We start from the raw sequence: 20,263 nt of genomic DNA on the forward strand, positions 1-20,263 counted from the left end.
GCGCATCCACTCATCCGACTCAAGCCGCTGGTTTGAGCACAACTTTTGTCCAGCCATTGTCGCGCGCGTCGAAATGCTTGTAGGCATCAGGCCCTTCAGCGAGTTTCAACCGATGGGAAATGATCTGGGCGGGGTTGGCACGGCCGTGGTGTATGAGCTCTGCCAACCGGCGGTTGTAGGCTTTGACGTTGGCTTGCCCTGTTCGAATCTGCTGTCCCTTGAACCAGAAAGCACCGAAGTCGAAGGCCATCTTGCCTTGCTTTGCGAGGTCATTTTTGGCGCCTGGATCTTCCGGCACAAACACACCGACGACACCGATCCCACCGGTAGCCTTGGTCGATGCGACTAGATTGTTCATGGTCAAGTGATTGGCTTCGTGACCATGACGGTCGCAGCATTGATAACCCACACATTCGCAACCGCGATCAGTCCCCTTGCCGTGAGTCAGATTGAGAATCTGATCCACCGCTTCCTTCTCCAGCGAGTTGATGGGCGTGGCGCCCATCTGAGCAGCCAGTTTCAATCGATCAGGCTGGTTGTCGACCACGAATACCTGCGATGCACCTTTGATCATCGCAGAGTGAGCGGCCATCAAACCCACCGGCCCCGCACCATAAATGGCAATGCTCTCACCCGGTAAAAGACCGGCCAGCTCAGTGGCGTGCCAACCCGTTGGAAAGATGTCGGAGAGCATGACGTAGTCATCTTCACGCTCTTGCGCGTCCTCGGGCAATACCAGGCAATTGAAGTCTGCATATGGCACGCGCAGCAATTCTGCTTGCCCACCTTGGTAGGGCCCCATGTCGGCAAAACCATACGCGGCGCCTGCGGTACCGGGGTTCGCAGTCAGGCAGAAACCCGTCAAACCCTTCTCGCAGTTTTCGCAGAAGCCACAACCGATGTTAAACGGTAGGCAAACGCGGTCGCCCACCTTGACTCGATCAACGCCGACTCCCACCTCGATGACCTCACCGAGATTCTCATGCCCAAATACACGACCGGTCTCCATCGAGGTGCGGCCTTCGTACATATGCAGGTCTGAACCACAGATGTTGGTCGTGGTAATTCGAACCAGGGCGTCTGTGGGTTTTTCAATTTTGGCATCGGTGACATTTTTAACGCTCACGTCACGTGGGCCGTTGTAAACAATGGCTTTCATGTCGTTCTCCCATTGGCAAAACGAAATTCATTTTTCGTCTGCTCAGACTTATCTGTCAGGAAGAAATCGTCGTATGTTCAAACAATTGATGTGGGGAGTGACGAGCGGCCAATCGGGAGGTTCTGTCATCGAAATTACTGAATTTTTTCCAGCGTCAGGCATCAAGCTGATGATCCATTTGGAATGTCGACCCGTCAGACTTATGGGTGCATCACCCAAAACCCATCTCATCGCATTAAAAAATTTGAACCGCTTTTAGCCGCGCTCGCCTAATGATCAGCTGGTGGATATTCCCACAGGCAATGTGCCTATACCGGCACACTCCGCGAGGTGGTCAACGTGGCAAAAGACGAGAAGAAAAGCAAAGGTGAGTCTTCAAAAGCCAGCAAGGAATTGAAAGACAAAAAATCATCACCGGCAAAGAAATCAGCTGCGGCGTCGTCTCTTTCGAAATCTTCCGATAAGAAAGACAAGAAAAAAGATGCCGAACCAAAGAAATCTGCAAAAAAAGCTGATAGCAAGCCAGAAAAGGCTAAGAAATCAGAGAAGGCAGAAAAGCCCGCGAAAAAGAAAAAATGACATCTGGTATCTGCTAGGGCTTTACGCCCTAGCTTCCTCACACGGTGTCGCTTCGAAGATGGCACAGGCTGCTATCCGTTCGCAAAGGAAAGATCGCTGATGCCTGCCTGTCGTCCTTTGCCGACGGCAACTCTGGCTCGACCGGTTGAATCCACAGCCAAAAGCTGACATTCACACAGCCAGTATCTGCCGTTGAAAAACGGGTTTACGAAAGCAGGTGTTCTACAGACCGCGTATAAGCCACCGTCGCAATTTTTATCAATGTATTGCGCGCCGAGGTATCGATAATTCCTCGACTTCGAAAATCATCAGCAAGCTTCAGCAACTCGTCATACCTTTCATCTGCATCCAACGGGATTTCTGAATCCGTCAACAAGTCGTGCCACTTTGCGTACGCCAACATTTTCGCTTCGCTGTACATGATGGAACGCTCCGTCGCCTTTAAACGGTAGAGGACGGCAGCATCCGCATGTTCATTGGTCTCGACGTGTGGCGTCGATTTGAATCGTCTCGGCTTCAGGAAGCTCAAGCCAAACAGATCAAGCGTTATGCGATGCGGGTCTGACTTGCTCCAATAACTGGCATACCCGCTATAGGTCGGCAGCACTATTTCGCAAGAGACTAACCTCTGCCAAATCGACCAATCACGGAAGTACGATTAAACTTAACCAAGACCACTTTTCCAAAGCCGATCAAGGCCAAAACTTATGCCGTCCAACGTGAAGCGCTCAACCAACGTCCCACAGCGCAAGGAGCTGATACCCAGCACCCTGCCCTTTCCTGTGGTCGGCATTGGCGCTTCCGCTGGTGGCCTGCAAGCGGTGAAGTCGCTCCTCGAACATATGCCCAACGATAACGGCATGGCCTTCGTCGTCATCCTGCATCTGTCGCCCGATCACCAAAGCCTTGCCGACAAGATCCTCCAGGAAGCCACCAAGATGCCGGTGCGGCAGGTGACCGAGACGATCGCCATCGAAAAGAACACCGTGTATGTCATTTCGCCGGCGCATAATCTGACGATGAACGATGGTTATCTGTCGGTGACACCGTCTGATCGGCCAACCGGCCTGCACGTCGCGATCGATCTGTTCTTCCGGGACCTGGCAGATGTACACAAGGAGCGCGCCTTCTGCCTGGTGCTCTCGGGCACCGGATCCGATGGCGCCGTGGGGCTTTCCCGGATCAAGGAACAAGGCGGCGTCACCCTGGTTCAGACACCGGAAGATGCCGAGTTTGACGGCATGCCGCGTGCTGCCATCAATACGCAGATGGTCGACCTGGTGCTGCCCGTTGTGGAAATGCCGCAAAAGTTGCTCGAGCTCTGGCACAACTCGCGCGCCATCACCTTACCAACAGCCAACGATCCTGAAATCAAGACCATCCCGCCCTCTTCGGAGCGTGATGCCGCCAAAGCCGAACAAGCGTTGCAGGACATTTTGCTGCAGTTACGCGCCGGCACCGGCCATGACTTCAAACACTACAAGCGTGCCACGGTCCTGCGCCGCATCGAGCGTCGCCTGCAAGTGACCGCGCAACCGGACCTGGCGGCCTATTACGACTATCTGCAGGCCCACCCGGAAGAAACCAAAGCGCTGCTGGGAGACATGCTGATCGGTGTCACCAATTTCTTCCGCGATCGCGAAGCTTTCGAAGCGCTGGAACGCGACGTCATTCCGAATCTGTTGAAATCGCTGCAGGACAGCCAGCCGCATCGCGATGAAGTTCGCGTCTGGTCGGCAGGCTGCTCGACCGGCGAAGAAGCCTACAGCCTGGCGATCCTGCTGACCGAGCAGATGGCCCTGGAAGCCTGCCCAGCCAGGCTGCAGGTGTTTGCCACCGACATCGATGATCGCGCCATCGCCTTCGGACGAAACGGCGTCTACCCAGAGGCGATCATCACGGACGTGCCGCCGACGCGCATGCGCCAGTATTTCATCCGGGAAAACCAGCACTACCGGGTGAACAAGGAGGTCCGCGAAAAAGTCCTGTTCGCCAAGCACAGCCTGTTGCTCGATCCGCCCTTTTCACAGATCGACCTGATCGTCTGCCGAAACCTGCTGATCTATCTCGATCGCGAAGTGCAGCGCGACATCATGCAGATGTTCCATTTTGCCCTGCGTCCGGGCGGTTATCTATTCCTCGGCACCTCGGAATCCGCCGACGGCTGCCTTGACCTGTTCACCCCCGTGGACAAGCGCAACCGGATTTTCCGCGCCAAAAGCGTGTCCAGCAGCCCCCGACGCGCCCCGGCCATGCCGCGAGGCGGCTACGCGCGCACCACGCTCACCACTCGTCCCCAGGAACCGGCGGTAGCCCGCAAGGTTTCATTTGCCGATATTCACCTGCGTGCGCTGGAGAAGGCTGTCCCGCCAAGCATCATCGTCGATGCCAACGCCAACATCCTGCATATGAGTGAAGGCGCCGGTCGTTTCCTGCGCTATGTGGCAGGGGAAATCTCACGCAACCTGCTGACCCTGGCCCATCCGGACCTGCGTCTGGAAATTCGTACCACTTTATCCCAGGTCCACCAAGGCGGGATCCCGGTCACCTCGCGCAAAGTGCGCATCGAGCGCGAAAAGCGCAAATACCTGGTTGACCTCACCGCGCATCCTTACAAAGACGAGGAATCCGAAAGCGAATATGTGCTGGTGATCTTCGAAGAGAAAGAGGTCGAATCCCACGAACTGCTGGATGTCGCCGCCAACCAGACCGATAACCAGATGCTTGGCATCCTCGAGAAAGAGCTTCAGCGTACCAAGCTGCATTTGCAGGAGACCATCGAACAATCGGAAGTCTCCAGCGAAGAGCTCAAGGCGTCCAACGAAGAAATGCAGGCCATCAACGAAGAGCTGCGCTCGGCCACCGAAGAACTGGAAACCAGCAAGGAAGAGTTGCAGTCGATCAACGAGGAGTTGCTGACAGTCAACTACGAACTCAAGACCAAGGTTGAAGAGACCGACAAGATCAACGATTACCTGACCAACCTCATTGCTTCTACCGACATTGCCACGGTGTTCGTCGATCGCAACATGCGCATCCGCTGGTTCACCCCACGCGCCACCGAAATCTTCAGCATGCTGCCCGTCGACACCGGGCGTTCGCTGATGGACATCACCCACCGGCTGGACTATCTGGAGATGGCCGAAGATGCAGTGACGGTGTTCGAGTCGCTGAACATGATCGAGCGCGAGGTCTGTAGCAGCGACCATCGCTGGTACATCGCTCGACTGCTGCCTTACCGCTCCAGCGAGGATCATATCGATGGCACGGTGCTGACCTTCATCGACATCACCAAGCGTCGCGCCGCCGAGGATGAATTGCGCCTGGGCGAAGAGCGCATGCGCCTGGTTGCCGAAAGCACCCACGATTTCGCGATCATCATTCTGGATGATCATGGCGTGATTACTGATTGGAACACTGGAGCCGAGCTGATTTTCGGCTATGCCAAGGAGGAAGTGCTCGGCGCCTATTATGACCTGATTTTTACGCCCGAGGACCGCAGTGAAGGCGTACCGGAAACTGAGCTGCGCGCCGCGCGCGAGCATGGCCGTGGCGAAGACGAACGCTGGCACTTGCGCAAGGACCGCAGTCGATTCTACTGCAGCGGCGAGGTGACACTGCTCGAAGGCGAGAGTCTCAAGGGCTATGTGAAGATTGCCCGCGACCTGACCGGGCACAAACGCATGCATGACGAACAAAGTCAGCGGCTGGCCGAAACCCAGACCAGCAGCCATCTCAAGGATGAATTTTTCGCGGTGATGTCCCACGAACTCAAGCACCCGCTCAACCTCATTCAGCTCAATGCCGAACTGCTACGGCGCCTGCCAATGGCCAAAGCCGTCGGCCCGGCGATGAAAGCGGTGAATACCATTTGCGATGCAGTCACTAGCCAATCCCGGATCATTGACGATCTACTGGACGTGGCCCGGGTGCGCACCGGCAAGCTCAAACTGAAGAAACAGGCAGTGGACCTCGGACGGATACTTCAGGACATCCATACCGTGGTGACCAACGACCAACACCCGTGCGAGGTCATACTGCAAGTGCCGCAGCCTCCGGAACCGCCGCTAGTGGTCGATGCCGACAGCACTCGCCTGGAACAGATCATCTGGAACCTGGTGAACAACGCATTGAAATTCACCCCAAGGGATGGTCGCGTCGAACTGATTGCCCAACGCGTCGGCGACATGGCGCAACTGGATGTCATCGACAGCGGCATTGGCCTGGAACAGGACAACCTGCACAAAGTCTTTGACCTCTTCAGCCAGGCGGATAACCAACATACCGTCCAACAGCGCGGAGGTCTGGGCATTGGCCTGTCACTGGTGCGGCAACTGGTTGAAGCCCATGGCGGCACGGTTGACGTGCAATCCGCAGGCATTGGTCAAGGCAGCACCTTCACCATCCGACTGCCGTTGTGCCAGCCCCACCAGCAGGCAGACAACCAACCGAAAACTTCCGGGCAATCGGGGCGCCTCATAGGTCATAAGGTGCTGTTGGTCGATGACTCCAAGGATGTAATGGATGTGCTGCAGATGCTGCTGGAAATGGAGGACGCCCACGTGGAAGCCTTCAGCGACCCACTATTGGCGCTGAAGGCAGCGAAAGATGGAAACTACGACGTGATCATTTCCGACATCGGCATGCCGGTCATGGATGGCCACGCACTCATCCAGGCCATCCGCCAGATCACTCATCTGAAACACACCCCCGCGATCGCCCTCACCGGCTATTCCACCAGCAATGACCAGAAGAAAGCCAGACAGTCGGGCTTCAACTACCACGTAAGCAAACCGGTGTCCCACGATGACTTTATCGACATCATTGATGAGGCTTGCAGTGCTCGTCCGTTTTAAATCGGATGCCCGGTGCGACCTAAAAAAGTTGGTCATCTAGCCAGATGTTCAATCTAACGAATGTCTGCAATGGATTGTTTGCAGCCCTTCGTGTCTGGCAGCAATCGGCCAGAAGCGGCCGGTCAGAAGGCCCGTCGCACTCAAGGCGATTCAGCTATTAACTGTATGCACAAAGGTAGTTGCCTCTGCCAGCGAATACAGTATGAGCTCACTGCCGAACTCGGGGACTTTGGATATTGCCACTGTATTAGTTGTGGCAAGGCAAGCGGGTCGGCGCACGCGGCAAACGCTCCCATCGGCCGAGAGCATTTCCGATCTACGCGTACCGCGCGGAAAATCCGGACTGCCTCGGCATTCGTCTTGGCACTCTTGACAGGAATTTCCACCGCCTTAACTGGCTTTACGTGCGCTGTGCTCACTCCAAACGGCAGGGTACGGAACCAAACCAGGCGTGGTATTTCGACACGAGTGCTTCATACCCCGCCATCCGTCACCAGCAGTCAAGCTGCAGCAAGCCCTCCATCAATCAGGTAGATCGCGAAAGAGAACGTCACGATCGACAGCACCGTACTGACCAGGATGGAGGTCGCGGCTTCACTCTGATAGGCGCCGGTCTGGTTCGCGAACATCGCCGGGATGGTCGCCGACGGAAGCGCGCAAAGCAGGATCATTTGTTGGGCATAAAGTCCATGGGTGCCAAGTACCACAGTGGCGGCGAACATCAACACCGGGTGAACGAACAACTTGAGCCCAAGGTTGCCCCACACCTCACCTGACATTTTCAACTTCTCGGACGACATGATCAGTCCCAGGCACAGCAGGGATACGCCAGGCGTTGCCTTGCCGAGAAGATTGAGTGACTCCGCAGCAATCGGCGGCAGCTTGACCTGCAGCAGCGAAATCAGAATGCCAAGGGCCGGTGCCCACATCAGCGGACGGCGTACCGCTCCCGACAGGCTCGACACGAACGCCTGAGTGCCACTGCCCTTTCCATCGGCAATGGTGAGCAACATGGTCGTCAGGGGGATCATCACCAGGCTTGCGACCAGGTTCAGCACCAGCACCGAATAAATGCTGCCGGCTCCGTACATCGTTGCGAGGATCGGGATGCCCATGAAGGCCGCGTCCGGGTAACCATTGACGAAGCCCTTGAGCGTTGCGACCTTGAGATTGCGCGTGGTGAACCAGCCGATTGCGAGCGCTATCGTGTACATGCCCATAATGCCGATAAACGTAGCCACGACGAATTTGAAGTCGAAGAGCTGTTCACGAGGCGTGCTTGCCATCCCGACAAACAGCAGTGCCGGGAAAATCCAGCCGAGTACCAGCCGACTGATCAGCAGGCTGTCCGAATGGGTAAGCCGTCCGCGCTTGCCGGCGATGTAGCCAAGCGCGATCACAAAGGCGACGGGCAAAATTGGCCCTACGATTCTGTCTAACATGTGCTCAATCCTCGTATTTATTTTTATCAAGAATGTCGTCGTGGTTGATCGACGCCGATACGGCGGCCTCGATCAACGCGGCAATGGCCAGGCGGCCGTTACGGTTAGGGTTTGAAGCGATAGTCCCGAATGACGTCCTGGTCCGGCTCGATTCCGAGACCCGGCCCTTGGGGTACGTCGATACGGCCGTTACGCGGAATGATGGCGTCGCCATAGAGCTGCGCTTCGAGATCGAAGTAGCGCCATTCGACCAAGGACTTCGCGCCGCCGAGGGCGGCACTGCCATGCACGGCGGCCAACAGTCCCGGGCCGTCATAAAAGGCGTGGACCATCACGGTGACGCCATGCGCATTGGCCAGCGCATAGACTTTTTGCAGTTCGGTGATGCCGCCCATTTTTGCCGGGCTGGGCTGGATGAAATCGACCGCGCCGGCTTCAAGCAGATGCTGGAAGTCCATCAGCGTCGAAGCGTTCTCGCCAGCCGCAACCGGAATGCCGCCGTGTTGGCGCACCCTCGCCAGACCCGCATAGTCTTCCGGCGGCCACACCGGTTCTTCGATCCAGCGCAGATTCAACGGACGTAGCTTCTCGGTCATATCGAGCGCTTCGCGAACCGACCACGGAGCGTTGACGTCAAGGGTGATTTCCACGCCGGGACCGGCGGCTTCGCACGCGGCGCGGATTACATCTGCATTCACTTCATGCAACTTGAGATGACGGAAACCGCTGTTGACCGCGCGCTGCACATTGACCCGAATCAGTTCAGGGTCGGCATAGCGGATCAAGCTTGCATATGCCGCCAGCGACGTGGCTTCGCTGCCACCCAGCAATTGGTAGATCGGTTTATCAGCCGCTTTGCCGGCGATATCCCACAGCGCGATGTCAATCGCTGACAGGCCATAGATGAATGCGCCGCTGCGCCCAAAGACGTGAAACTTCTTCTGCAGATCCCCCTGCAGTTTTTCGCGCCGCGTCACATCACTGCCGATCAGCTCAGGCGTGAGGATCGTGTCGATCACGACTTGCACTGCTGGTATCGCGGTGAAGCCGAAGGTTTCGCCCCAGCCGACGATACCCTCGTCCGTGGTGATTTTAACCACCAGGGAATCGACCATCTGCAGGTCTTTCGGGCCCCAGACCCCGCCCGCCGACGGACCACCCGTAGTGAAGGGAATCCGAAGCGGAATGGTTTCGATGCTGGCAATTTTCATAGGACTTCGCCTCAAGCAGGTTGCAGGATGGCGCGGCGATTTTCGGATTTCGCTCGTGCCGGGTTGAGGACAACGTACATGACGTCCTGTTGTCCTTCAACTGAACAACTGTTGCTTTTTGCTAGACCTTGGTCTAAATATCACCTAACTATATGTTTTTGTTGGTTATTAATTTTCTTAGTCACAGTGAAATTCAGTTTTAACTGTTGGGAACAAGTCTTCTGATGTAGATTAAGAAGACAAGTGGAAGGGATGAAAAGAATGAGTGAAATGAATGTGCAACCCGTGGCGCGGCGTCCTCATCTGGCTGAGCACATCGCCCGCTCGTTGAGCGACGAGATTGCGTCCGGCCGACTACGCCCGGGAGACCGGTTGCCAACCGAGCAGTTTCTCTCGCAAAACTTTGGCGTCAGCAGGAACGTCGTGCGCGAAGGGATTGCCACGCTTCGAGCTCAGGGGTTGATCCAGTCCCGCCAAGGCGTTGGCGTATTTGTCTCGGCCGCAGCCCCATCGCCGGAGATTTCGCCCGAGCGCGACAGCGCGCCGTTGCTGGACGGTGACAATACGATTCGCAACATGTTCGAAGTGCGGGCCGTCCTGGAAAGCCAGGCTGCCGCGCTTGCGGCGTCGCACATGACGCCCCAAAAGCTGAAAACGATCCAGGCTGCGGTCCTGCGAATGCAATACGTAGGGGAACCTACGCTGGACACTGTGAACGCCGACCTCGACTTCCATCGGGCCGTGGCCGCGGCGTCCGGCAATGACTATCTCGAGACAATGATTCGCACAGTGCTCGAGCCGATGCGGGCACTGATCACCATGAACTTTGCGCGACGAGGTCCTGTGTTCAGCAATATTCCGCATGCAGCACGCGGTGAGCATGAAGACCTGGTGCAGGCGCTGACCGATGGGAATGCGGCGGCGGCACGTCAGATCATGGGGCAGCATATCGTCAGTGCAGCATCCCGATTCGGCTACGAAATTGATTTCTTCTAATGTCGATTAGAAGAGTGGCGGTTGTCTCGTTATCCTACAAGTGAGCTGCCACTCCTGTCTGATACCTGATACACATGCCCGACCGTGTTGCGACGAACAAACATTGATCCTCCGGCAGTGCGTTGGGCCTCAAACGTGCGACGGGAAGTGCGGCAAGATGTGCTCGCCGAGCTCGTCAAGAATCTCGCCATAGGGCTGGCGACTGACCTTTGGGTTGAGCGCGATATGCGAAACACCGGCTGCCTGCGCTTGCTCCAGGTAGTTACGCAGGCCGTTGCGCCCGGCCCGGAAGCCACCCTGGATGCGCTGGAATGGCTGGTCCGGGTTATCACTGAGGTCGAAATAACCGCCCAACCCTAACGGCTTGAACGCGTTGCGACCTTCGAACTCGCGCACTTTGGCGTGCCAGGTCTCGCCCAACGATGCCAGCCGCTCGGGGCTTTGCACACCGGCCAGAAAGCCATCAAGGTGTTCGGCCAACCATTCAATACTTTGCTGCGCCTGGCCGACAGCGATTGAAGGGACGCGCCCATACGGCGCTTTCGGTACCAGGTCGAGATTGCCGGATGAGCCACCGAATCGCTCGGAACGAAAGCGCGGGAAGTCCTGCTCGATCAGGATGCGGAACACCGAAAAGGCGTCACGGTAGCGTTCACCACGGGTTTCAAAATCGATACCCAGCATCGGGTAGTCGCTGTATCGATCGCCCGAGGACAGCCCCAACACCAGGCGCCCTTCGCTCAACTGATCCAGGGACGTCGCCTGCTTGGCCAGATACATGGGCTCATGGGTAGGCAGCACGATACCGGTGGTTCCCAGGACGATGCTGCGTGTGGCGGCGGCGAGAAAGCCGATGTAAACCAGGGGTTCAAAGATGTGCGCCACATCGTTGTACTCCGGGTCGAAGAAAGGAATGTCACGCATCCACAGCGCGCCAAAACCTAGCGCCTCGGCGCGTTGTGCCATTTCCACGTGACCACGCATGGTCGGTGCCGCTCGGCCGGCGTGGGTTTCGAGGGGCAAAATCAGACCCACCGTCAGCGCCTGTGGTCGAAACAGGCGTTGAAAACCGGGGTGACGTTCAAGCGCAGGATGGGCCGTCGGTAAGGCGGCAGGTTGCACTTGTGGCGAGCGTTGGGTGGCGATAGTCATGATGGCAGTCTCGGTGGGTGACGATGACTGACATATTTATTGAATCCTCATCTCGGATAAACCACACCAACAGACCATCACAGGGTCCACTGAGTCCCCAATATTTTTCAGGCTTCCCAAGGCACTCCTGATTCCCAGCGCTCAATCAACAGGTCAATAAACGCGCGCACGCGCGGGGACAATTGGCGCTTGCTCGGGTAGACAACCCGGATGGGATCGGGTTGTGCACGGTAAGGTTTGAGTACTTCCACCAACGTCCCCTCGCGCAAGTCGTTTCCAGTGATATAGGTCGGTAAGTGAATCAGGCCAATGCCCGTCAGCGCCGCTTCGCGCATGGCTTCAGAGCTGTCGATGTTTAGCCGACCTGGCTGTTCGTACAAATAAAGGCCGGTGGGTGTCTGGTAACGCCAGACACTGGCCTGGCCACTGATGAAAGCGATGGTGTCACGCCCGACAAGTTCCTCAGGTGTTTGCGGTACACCGCAACGGGCCAAATAAGACGGCGAGGCACACGTTGCGAACTGCTGCCAACCCACGGTGCGGGTCAATAGTTGTGAATCATCTTTTGGCGTGCCAATGCGGATGGCTATGTCGATACCTTCATCTACCAGGTCGACATAACGATCAGTAAACCAGACGTCTGCGCGAAGCTCAGGCCACTGTTTCAGATAAGCATCCAGAATCGGCAGGATATGACGCTGGCCGAAGGAAAGTGGGGCTGTGAGTTTAAACGTGCCGGTCGGTCGCCCACGGCGCAAGGCCATGGTTGCATCCACCTCATCAAGGTCCTCGAGAATTTGCTTCCAGCGCTCATAGGCGACCTGCCCTTCATCAGTCAGGCTCAGTTTGCGCGTCGTGCGATTTAACAGCCGTGCTCCCATCCGACCTTCAAGACGAGCGATACTTTTACCTACAGCCGATCGGGTCAGACCAAGTGAGGCGGCTGCGGAGGTAAAACTTCCAGCCTTCACAGCGCAGACAAACGCAGCGATGTCACCGAATCGGTTGGCTTCCATTGGTAGCTTTACTCCAGTGCATACTTACGTTGTAGCGGGACATAACGCCCGAAAGAATCCACAGTGGTTTAAGCCCTTAACGACAGTGAGCAACGGGCCAATTGCAGCCATTGGTGAAGTGTTGCAAATGACTTCTAGCATGTCCCGAACTGTTTTATTGCCTGGGTAACTATTGGGCGATTCCCCAATTGTAAAAGTGGTGCGCATGATTAGTTACACCATGTATCAACTGATATTTCAAATTGTCCATTTATCTGAAAACCCAACATAAATATAGTGATCCATTGTTCTTCAGAAATACCGCCAAGATTACTTCTCCTTTAAACAATCATCCGACCGCTGCTGGCTGGCCGTCGCAGCCTTGCCCAACGATTCACTTGAAAGCAGAGGACTCACCATGAGCACGCCTATACACATTGATTTCATTTCCGACGTTGTCTGCCCCTGGTGCGCAATTGGCCTGGGCGCCTTGGAACAAGCTATTCAGCGCCTGGCAGATGAAGCAGTCGTCGAGATCAATTTCGAACCTTTCGAGTTGAACCCGAATATGCCTCAGGGTGGGCAAAACGCGGTCGTGCACATCATGCAGAAATACGGAAGTAACGCTGCAGACATCGCGCGAGGTCAGGACAGTATTCGCTCTGGCGGAAACAGCGTTGGATTTCACTTTGATTTCGATAAAAGAACCCATTTTTACAATACGTTTGATGCGCATCGATTGATGTTTTGGGCCGATCTTGAGGGAATGCAGCGCCCTCTTTCCCTTGCACTTTTCGCTGCCTACTTCACCGATGGTCAGGACATCAGTTCACACAAAACGCTGGCCAGCATCGCAAGCAGTGTTGGTTTGTCTGAAGAACTGGCTTACCAAGTTCTTTCGTCAAATCTGTATGCCAACGAAGTGCGTGAGCGTGAGATCTATTTCACCAGCCGCGGTATTCATTCCGTTCCTGTCGTCGTGATCAACGGCCGTCAAGTAATCACTGGCGCGCAAACGGCGGATTACTACGAGCAGGCGCTTCGAAAGATCACTGCTCAAATTTGAGGCACAAACAAGTCGCAATCCTTACGGCCAAGCCCTTCGATGATCACGCGGATCAGACGCCTGACGAGTTAGTGGATTACGACGCCATTATTACCGGTACGCCAACCGGTTTCGGGGTGCTGGAGTCAGGGCAGATCGACTCGCAGCACCTCCGGCTTGGCTTGCCCGGAACGGCTGCCCAGGATTACTTCATTTTTGCCAACATGGCCACGGCGACTGCCTTGGCCGACTGTGGGTTCTGGCCGGAAATGACTTCGCGGTCTTCGATCACGTTCTCGCTCCATGGCTTGGCTTCGGAGAAGTTGGCACCGGCTGCCGTCAAGCCATCCTGCGGGAACAGCTTCATATGGCCGCCGCCGAGGAAACCTTTGGCCTGCTCCTCTTCCGCGTCGGTGAAGGCGGTCACTTTGTACCCCTTGTAAATCCAATTGGCTGGCGCTGCCGGCTGTTTGCCCGATTCCAGCGCGGAGACAAAACCGTGCGCGTCCGGGATTGCCGACAACATGGCTATGGTGCCATGGCAGGTAAAGCCGGTGATCTTGCCTTTTTCATGGAAGTTGGTCAGCAGTTGGCCCAGCTGCTTGTCCTTCAGCAGATCCTGCATCGGGATATGGCCGCCAGGCACGAATACGGCATCGAACTTGTCGTAGCCGATTTTCTGAACCTGCGCGAAGCTGATTGCCGGCGAGCCGCTCTTCGAGGTCAGCTTCAGCGTGTCCAGCAGCGCGAGACTTTCCTGACGGGCCTTTTCATCGCCGCCCCAAAAGCTCACATCATTGGATTTCTGATCCGCGGTTGGCGCCTTGCCGCTAGGGGTGGCAAATACGACGGTTTGACCCGCCGCGATGAAGGTCTGCACAGGTTGCATCAATTCGTTCAGGAAGAAACCTGTTTGCATGACCTTGCCGTCTTTCAGGTCCAGTTGATCCTGATCCGACAGTACAACCAACACCGTGCCGGCGTTGGCATAGTTAGCGGCAGCGGCTAGCAGGACAGCAAGAATAGTTTTTTTCACGCGATTCTCCAGTAGGGATGGTTTGTTGGGGCCATCTTATTACTAGAGCAGGAAACGATAGAGTCCCTGAATTGCATTTCACCTATTACACTGAGTAATCAATAGTTAGGGCTTACTGCCGGCAAGTGTCTGGTCTGCCAATCGAATTTTCTTGGCGCAGATGTGCTTTGGCGCAAGTATCGCAATAGCTTGAAACCGGAACGGCTGAGGCACGACTCTCAACGCACTTTCGTAATGTCTGTTTTGGGTCGTTTTCAACCATTCCCGCCCCCTTCCTGTCAGCCAATCGCAGTCATTCCCGACTGACGCAAAACCCTGTCTGGAACGCGAAACCCAGCCAACCACTCCCACTCTCACAACGGCAGCGGTCGATCCTGCACCACCCGTTTCATAACCAGCGTCGAGGTCAGCCGTTGCACATTGGGTAACGTCGAAAGGCTTTCATCGTGGAGCCTTTGAAAGGCTGGCAAGTCCTGGGTGATGACGTGCAGCAGGTAGTCCGGCTCCCCAAATAACCTCTGGGCATCGACCACTTGGGGTATCTCAACGAGCGCCGTTTCGAAGGCATCGACGGCTTGCCGGTCGCCTTCTCTGAGGGTGGCAAACACCATGGCGGAAAAATTCAGGCCTAGAGCCGCCGGATCAAGCTGCGCGCGATAGCCCAGCAATACGCCCGACTCCTCCAGTGCCCGCACTCGTCGATGGCAAGGTGAGAGGCTCAGGCCTACACGCTCGGCAAGCTCAGTGACCGAAAGGCGACCATCCTTTTGCAGCTCGGCAAGAATCTTCCGGTCAGTTCTGTCCACGTAGAAAAATCTCCCAATCCACAACTGCTAAACGACCATCTTTGAAAGTTAATTCTAACCATATTTCATTAATCTTCCTCCAACCATTAACCAGCCGTACTCCTCATTAAAGGGCGGCGTTGATTTGAGGGCCGGAATGATGAATAGCTGTGTGAATGACGTACAGACGCGGGGTACGCTATGACCTTCAGTGTCTTTGTTGCTTTCTGGGCGGTGTCCATGTTGTTCGTGATCACGCCCGGAGCCGATTGGGCCTACGCGATATCCGCAGGCTTGAGGCATCGCGTCGTCATACCCGCCGTGGGCGGCCTGTTGTCCGGTCACTTGATTGCCACGATGGTCGTTGCCGGTGGCGTGGGCACGTTGCTCGCCAACAATCCTGTGGCCATGTCTGTACTGACAGTGGCCGGGGCGGCTTATCTGCTTTGGCTGGGTGCCAACATGCTTGCCCGCCCCGCCACACCGCACGCGGATACCGCTCAGGCGTCAGGCTCATGGCAGCGCTGGGCGCTCAAGGGGCTTTGCGTCAGCGGGCTGAATCCGAAAGTGTTCCTGCTGTTCCTGGCACTCCTGCCGCAATTTGCCGACGCCACTGCCCCCTGGCCTGTACCGATGCAGATGATTGCGCTCGGGCTTGTCCACACTGTCAGTTGTGGCGTGATCTACCTACTGGTCGGATTTGGCTCGCAGGTCGTTCTTCGGGCGCGCCCGGCAGCCGCTCAAATGGTCAGTCGTTTCTCTGGGGCCACCATGATTATCATCGCTGTAACCCTGTTTACCGAACGGATGCTGGGTTGATTCACCTTCAGCGAGACAGACCCAGCACCGCTGACAGGGGTCTCGCCCTATATTTCAAGCTGGTATCATTCGACAACTTACAAACCGGGTAGCAAAAATGAATCGCCGTAAAAAACTCAACCAGATATTGAAGGCCAACGCTAAGAAGGCCAGCGCCAAATTGGCACCGAAGAACAAGACCAAGTACATCAGCAAAGCTGACCGGTTGAAGCTGGAGGCTGAAGCCAGTCAGGAATCGAACACTTCTTCTGAGAGTTGATCCAGGCAGCGCCATGCTGCCGATTCACGACTCGTCGGCAACAACTCTCACTCTGTGGCAGTCAGACGGTCCAAGTTTCTGACCGTTTGAGGAGCGAACATCAATCGGCATGAGAACCTGTCTGGACTCGTTGTCCAACAGCACAGAACGCGTCTCCCCCGGCTGGAACAGAAAACGTTCGCCCCACTGCCTCATGCTGACCACAACCGGAAAGATCTCCCGACCTTTGTCCGTAAGCACGTACTCCTTGTAGGCGCTTCCATCTGAAGCTGGTCGGACGTCGAACACACCGACCTCAACCAACGCTTTCAGGCGCGAGGCCAGAATATTCTTGGCCACGCCCAGGCTCTTTTGAAATTCGCTGAATCGGCGAATGTCGTCAAACGCGTCGCGGATGATCATCAGCGACCAGCGATCCCCAATCACTTCCAGTGTTCTTGCTACCGGGCATTCGCTGCTATGCGGTGAAGCACCATCGACCATCGTATTTACCTTTTGAATAAGGATTGCCATGCCAGTCGATCAATCACGATCAATGTGGTTGCAATTTGAAACCTAATCCAGCAACAATTGAATCAGGTTTTTAATTGAAACTACTTTAACGCCATGGAGGCGTTCATGACAGCAGATACCGACTCAGCCACCAAACGCTTGTCCAGGCAGCCTTCGGGATTGCCACCTACGGATACGATCGATCGGTCTCCGGGGCTTTCACCGTCGATCACATTATTGTTTTCCGTCACCTGCGCGCTTGCGGTCGCCAACGTCTATTTCGCACAACCGTTACTCGACTCGATGGCCCAGAGCCTGGGTGTGGCCTCATCAATGATCGGGGTGGTGGTGACGGCGACTCAGGTTGGTTACGCGTTAGGCTTACTCTTCATCGTCCCACTCGGTGATTTGGTCAACCGAAAGCGGCTGATTTTTGACTCAAGTACTGTTGTCTGCCGTTGCCCTCGCGGCGGTGGGCGCAGCACAACAGTGGCTGGCCCTGCTGGGAGCCATGATCGTGATGGGCTTACTGGCAGTGGTGGTTCAGGTGCTTGTGGCATACGCCGCCATGCTGGCAACGCCTTCACAACGTGGGCAAGCAGTGGGAACAGTCACCAGCGGAATTGTCCTGGGTATTCTTCTGGCTCGGTTTACCTCTGGAGTGATCGCAGATCTGGCGGGCTGGCGCGCCGTTTATTTTGTGTCCGCAGGATTGATGCTGGCTATCGCGGCGGTGTTCTGGAAAGTGGTTCCTGGCGCAACGACACCACGCAACCAACACGCCTACCCAGCGCTCATCCGGTCGCTGTTCAAGCTGTTCGTGACCGAACCGGTTTTGCGGATCAGGGGTCTGCTGGCCTTGCTGATCTTTGCCGCGTTTTCCGTGCTATGGACAGCCATGGTGCTGCCATTGAGCGCCCCGCCGCTGTCGCTCTCACACACTGCCATCGGCTTGTTTGGCCTGGCCGGCGTCGCCGGTGCCCTGGCGGCCAGACGAGCCGGTCGCTGGGCCGATCAAGGTTTGGGACAACGCGTGACCGGCATTTCGCTGGGGCTGCTGACGCTTTCCTGGTTGCCCATCTCTTTTGCCGAAACGTCGCTGATCGCGCTGGTTTGCGGAGTGGTCCTGCTCGACTTCGCGGTGCAAGCCGTGCACGTCACCAACCAGAGCCTCATTTTTGCTGCACGACCTGATGCGCAAAGTCGCATGGTCGGCGCCTACATGTGTTTCTACTCAGTCGGTAGCGCGCTGGGCGCAGCGACCGCGACCCAGGTTTATGCGCTTTGGGGCTGGATGGCGGTGAGCCTGCTGGGCGCCTTGATCAGCGCGACAGCGTTGGTGCTGTGGTTTCTCACGTTACGTTTCCCAACCAACCATCAAGGAAGATCTGCATGAAAGTCGGGCACCTGCTACTTGCCATCTCGATTACGGCGATATGGACAAGGGCTCGGGAGCTATAGTGACGTTGTCAGGCAATCTGGGAAATTGACCTGCGGGAGAACCCATTGTCAGCAGTCTATTTGCGCCAGGTTTTGACATTCGCAATGCTGCTTTTTGGCGTCGGCACTTCGTCCGCTGTTCTCGCCTGCCCGGCAGGTCAGTACCAGGTCTGCGTGGTCGCTTGTTTTTGTGCCCCAGGCTCCGAAGAGGACATCGGGACGATCTTCGAAAACGTGAACCAGATGGCTGTCACCGGATTGGAAAGCTGGATCGTGCTATCGCGCAACACCGCAGCAACCGGCGATATCCAGACAATCCCGCTGAACATCCGCGCCCAACTCGAACCCTACTACGACCTTAAAGTGCTCGACTCGGCGCGCTACAAGGTTGGCGATGATGCGGAGCTGAACGCCGCAAACACCATGCTGCAGAACCCCGATATCAATGCAGTCACGCTGATCGACATCATCGTTTTTCGCAACGCCGAAGATGCACTGAACGATGTGGCCCTGTGGGCGCATGAGTTGAAGCACGTGCAGCAATACCAGCAATGGGGCGTCCGCGAGTTTGCCACGCGCTATACCCGCGACTACAACGCCGTTGAAGCGCCCGCTTACGAGATTCAAACCCAGGTAAGCAAAGCGCTGAGAGCGGGTGCGGCACAGCCGGGGCTTACTCGATAGCCGGTACATGTGGTTTTGAACGCGCTTCAAGTCCTCTAATCAAGCATTCGCATTCAATCAAGTATCGGTTGGGCCGATTGATGCCTGCGAATTATCGATTTGAGCTGTTGTTGAAGCACCCCGAGTATGGGGCCACTTCCAACAACAAAAACAAAGGACCCGCCATGATTGCCCGATTCCACAATCCAGTTGATACACGTTTCGGCTGGGGCAGCCTGCATGAACTTGCCGACATCACTGAAAACCAGAAAGTCGCCCTTGTGACCTTTCCCGAGGCGCGTGGGCTGGGATTGGTTGATCGCATTCAAGACCTGCTAGGCGACCGCCTGGTGTATGTGATCGAGGATGTCCAGCCTAATCCTGATGTGGCCCAGCTACGCGATACCTATGAACGATTCTGGCAGCAGGCCAGCGAATGCCACGCCGTCGTTGCAGTGGGTGGCGGCAGTGCCATCGATACCGCCAAGGCGATGATCGTGGGTACCGAATCGGGGCGTTTTGATGAACTGCTCGCGTTACTGGCAACCGGTAAACCCTTCGTCCCGGCGCGCAGCAAAGTACTGATCGCGGCGCCCACCACGGCGGGCACCGGGAGCGAGGTGACGCCTTGGGCGACGATCTGGGACTCGGCCAGCCACAAAAAATACTCGCTGCACCTTGAATGTACCTGGCCGAAGGTCGCCATTGTCGACCCGGAGCTGATGCTCACCGTCCCTGGCGGCGTCACCGTCTCTACAGGGCTGGATGCCTTGTCTCATGCGCTGGAGTCAGTCTGGAACATCAATGCCAACCCGGTTTCAGACACCTTTGCCATATCCGCTATTGCGGACATTCTGGAATGCCTGCCGCTGCTGCGTCGAGACCTCTCCAGCAGGGAACTGCGCTCGCGCATGGCATTGGCCGCCCTCAAGGCAGGGATGGCGTTTTCCAACACCAAAACCGCCCTGGCCCATTCCATCTCTTACGAGATGACGCTGCATCACGGTCTGCCGCACGGCATCGCCTGCTCCTTTACGTTGCCGCTGGTGCTGGGCCTGGCCTGGGGTCACGATGCAGCGCGCGACCGTATCCTTCAACGAATTTTCGGCAACGACCTGGACAAAGCACAGGTTCAGTTACGTGAATTCCTGCATAGCCTGGGCGTGAAAACGGAGTTTTCCGATTATGGCGTAACGGCGGAGCAAGCCGAGCAAATGATTCATTTCGCCATGCAGGGCGCAAGGGGCAAAAACTTTATCGGCTCTCAAGCTGCGTAGACCCTGCCAACACCTAACAAGCACTGTCAGCGGCATGACGAGCCGCGACGATTTCCT

At 56.3% G+C, this 20,263-nt stretch carries 17 protein-coding genes and 1 pseudogene; 9 read left to right on the plus strand and 9 right to left on the minus strand.

Annotation, left to right across the window (positions count from 1 at the left end):
• Positions 1–19: 19 nt before the first annotated feature.
• On the minus strand, positions 20–1,159 hold the full coding sequence (locus V6Z53_RS20115; RefSeq protein WP_338581361.1) for a glutathione-independent formaldehyde dehydrogenase: 1,140 nt from the start codon (positions 1,157–1,159) through the stop codon (positions 20–22).
• A gap of 339 nt (positions 1,160–1,498) precedes the next feature.
• Here V6Z53_RS20115 and V6Z53_RS20120 point away from each other — a divergent pair, with 339 nt between their 5' ends.
• Positions 1,499–1,738 carry a hypothetical protein gene (locus tag V6Z53_RS20120; RefSeq protein ID WP_338581362.1) on the plus strand — a complete coding sequence of 80 codons (240 nt, stop codon included), beginning with the start codon at positions 1,499–1,501 and terminating at the stop codon, positions 1,736–1,738.
• Between the two features lie 205 nt (positions 1,739–1,943).
• Here the strand turns inward: V6Z53_RS20120 and V6Z53_RS20125 are convergent, their stop codons facing one another.
• Entirely contained in the window at positions 1,944–2,345 is a 402-nt protein-coding gene (locus V6Z53_RS20125; protein WP_338581363.1) for a hypothetical protein, read from the minus strand.
• Positions 2,346–2,445: 100 nt separating this feature from the next.
• Between V6Z53_RS20125 and V6Z53_RS20130 the strand changes: the two genes are divergently transcribed.
• Complete coding sequence (locus tag V6Z53_RS20130) at positions 2,446–6,594, plus strand: CheR family methyltransferase (protein ID WP_338581364.1); 4,149 nt, start codon at positions 2,446–2,448, stop codon at positions 6,592–6,594.
• A gap of 500 nt (positions 6,595–7,094) precedes the next feature.
• On the opposite strand, the gene V6Z53_RS20135 is transcribed toward V6Z53_RS20130, so the two are convergent.
• Together V6Z53_RS20135 and V6Z53_RS20140 are read right to left on the minus strand one after the other, a co-directional pair.
• Positions 7,095–8,036 (minus strand): AEC family transporter, encoded by a 942-nt coding sequence (locus V6Z53_RS20135; protein WP_338581365.1) that lies wholly within the window; start codon positions 8,034–8,036, stop codon positions 7,095–7,097.
• 104 nt (positions 8,037–8,140) lie between these two features.
• Positions 8,141–9,247 (minus strand): mandelate racemase/muconate lactonizing enzyme family protein, encoded by a 1,107-nt coding sequence (locus tag V6Z53_RS20140; RefSeq protein WP_338581366.1) that lies wholly within the window; start codon positions 9,245–9,247, stop codon positions 8,141–8,143.
• Between the two features lie 261 nt (positions 9,248–9,508).
• Here V6Z53_RS20140 and V6Z53_RS20145 point away from each other — a divergent pair, with 261 nt between their 5' ends.
• Positions 9,509–10,243 carry a FadR/GntR family transcriptional regulator gene (locus tag V6Z53_RS20145; protein WP_338581367.1) on the plus strand — a complete coding sequence of 245 codons (735 nt, stop codon included), beginning with the start codon at positions 9,509–9,511 and terminating at the stop codon, positions 10,241–10,243.
• A gap of 129 nt (positions 10,244–10,372) precedes the next feature.
• Here the strand turns inward: V6Z53_RS20145 and V6Z53_RS20150 are convergent, their stop codons facing one another.
• Together V6Z53_RS20150 and V6Z53_RS20155 are read right to left on the minus strand one after the other, a co-directional pair.
• Positions 10,373–11,395: a TIGR03571 family LLM class oxidoreductase gene (locus tag V6Z53_RS20150; protein ID WP_338581368.1), complete on the minus strand. Its 1,023-nt coding sequence runs from the start codon at positions 11,393–11,395 to the stop codon at positions 10,373–10,375.
• 107 nt (positions 11,396–11,502) lie between these two features.
• Complete coding sequence (locus tag V6Z53_RS20155) at positions 11,503–12,411, minus strand: LysR family transcriptional regulator (RefSeq protein WP_338581369.1); 909 nt, start codon at positions 12,409–12,411, stop codon at positions 11,503–11,505.
• Positions 12,412–12,808: 397 nt separating this feature from the next.
• On the opposite strand from V6Z53_RS20155, the gene V6Z53_RS20160 reads away from it, so the two are divergent.
• Complete coding sequence (locus V6Z53_RS20160; RefSeq protein ID WP_338581370.1) at positions 12,809–13,456, plus strand: DsbA family oxidoreductase; 648 nt, start codon at positions 12,809–12,811, stop codon at positions 13,454–13,456.
• A gap of 184 nt (positions 13,457–13,640) precedes the next feature.
• Here V6Z53_RS20160 and V6Z53_RS20165 read toward each other — a convergent pair whose 3' ends face one another.
• The gene (locus tag V6Z53_RS20165) at positions 13,641–14,471 is read right to left on the minus strand and encodes a type 1 glutamine amidotransferase domain-containing protein (protein ID WP_338581371.1); all 831 of its coding nucleotides are present in this window, start codon (positions 14,469–14,471) and stop codon (positions 13,641–13,643) included.
• Between the two features lie 353 nt (positions 14,472–14,824).
• The gene (locus V6Z53_RS20170; RefSeq protein WP_338581372.1) at positions 14,825–15,277 is read right to left on the minus strand and encodes an Lrp/AsnC family transcriptional regulator; all 453 of its coding nucleotides are present in this window, start codon (positions 15,275–15,277) and stop codon (positions 14,825–14,827) included.
• A gap of 180 nt (positions 15,278–15,457) precedes the next feature.
• Between V6Z53_RS20170 and V6Z53_RS20175 the strand changes: the two genes are divergently transcribed.
• Positions 15,458–16,075, plus strand: coding sequence for a LysE family translocator (locus V6Z53_RS20175; RefSeq protein WP_338581373.1), 618 nt, complete (start codon positions 15,458–15,460; stop codon positions 16,073–16,075).
• A gap of 97 nt (positions 16,076–16,172) precedes the next feature.
• The gene (locus V6Z53_RS20180) at positions 16,173–16,334 is read left to right on the plus strand and encodes a DUF2986 domain-containing protein (protein WP_338581374.1); all 162 of its coding nucleotides are present in this window, start codon (positions 16,173–16,175) and stop codon (positions 16,332–16,334) included.
• Between the two features lie 24 nt (positions 16,335–16,358).
• Here the strand turns inward: V6Z53_RS20180 and V6Z53_RS20185 are convergent, their stop codons facing one another.
• Entirely contained in the window at positions 16,359–16,817 is a 459-nt protein-coding gene (locus V6Z53_RS20185) for a helix-turn-helix domain-containing protein (RefSeq protein WP_338586537.1), read from the minus strand.
• 135 nt (positions 16,818–16,952) lie between these two features.
• Between V6Z53_RS20185 and V6Z53_RS20190 the strand changes: the two are divergent.
• The 3 genes and pseudogenes from V6Z53_RS20190 (at position 16,953) to psrA (ending at position 20,206) form a co-directional block, all read left to right on the plus strand.
• Positions 16,953–18,222, plus strand: a pseudogene (locus V6Z53_RS20190) (MFS transporter).
• A gap of 110 nt (positions 18,223–18,332) precedes the next feature.
• Positions 18,333–18,950 carry a DUF4157 domain-containing protein gene (locus V6Z53_RS20195; protein ID WP_338581375.1) on the plus strand — a complete coding sequence of 206 codons (618 nt, stop codon included), beginning with the start codon at positions 18,333–18,335 and terminating at the stop codon, positions 18,948–18,950.
• A 164-nt stretch (positions 18,951–19,114) separates the two neighbouring features.
• A complete protein-coding gene (gene psrA / locus V6Z53_RS20200) occupies positions 19,115–20,206 on the plus strand; it encodes an iron-containing alcohol dehydrogenase PsrA (RefSeq protein ID WP_338581376.1) in 1,092 nt (363 codons plus the stop codon).
• Positions 20,207–20,263: the final 57 nt, after the last annotated feature.

The sequence above is a fragment of the Pseudomonas sp. MAG733B genome, assembly GCF_036884845.1.
Classification (GTDB): Bacteria; Pseudomonadota; Gammaproteobacteria; order Pseudomonadales; family Pseudomonadaceae; genus Aquipseudomonas.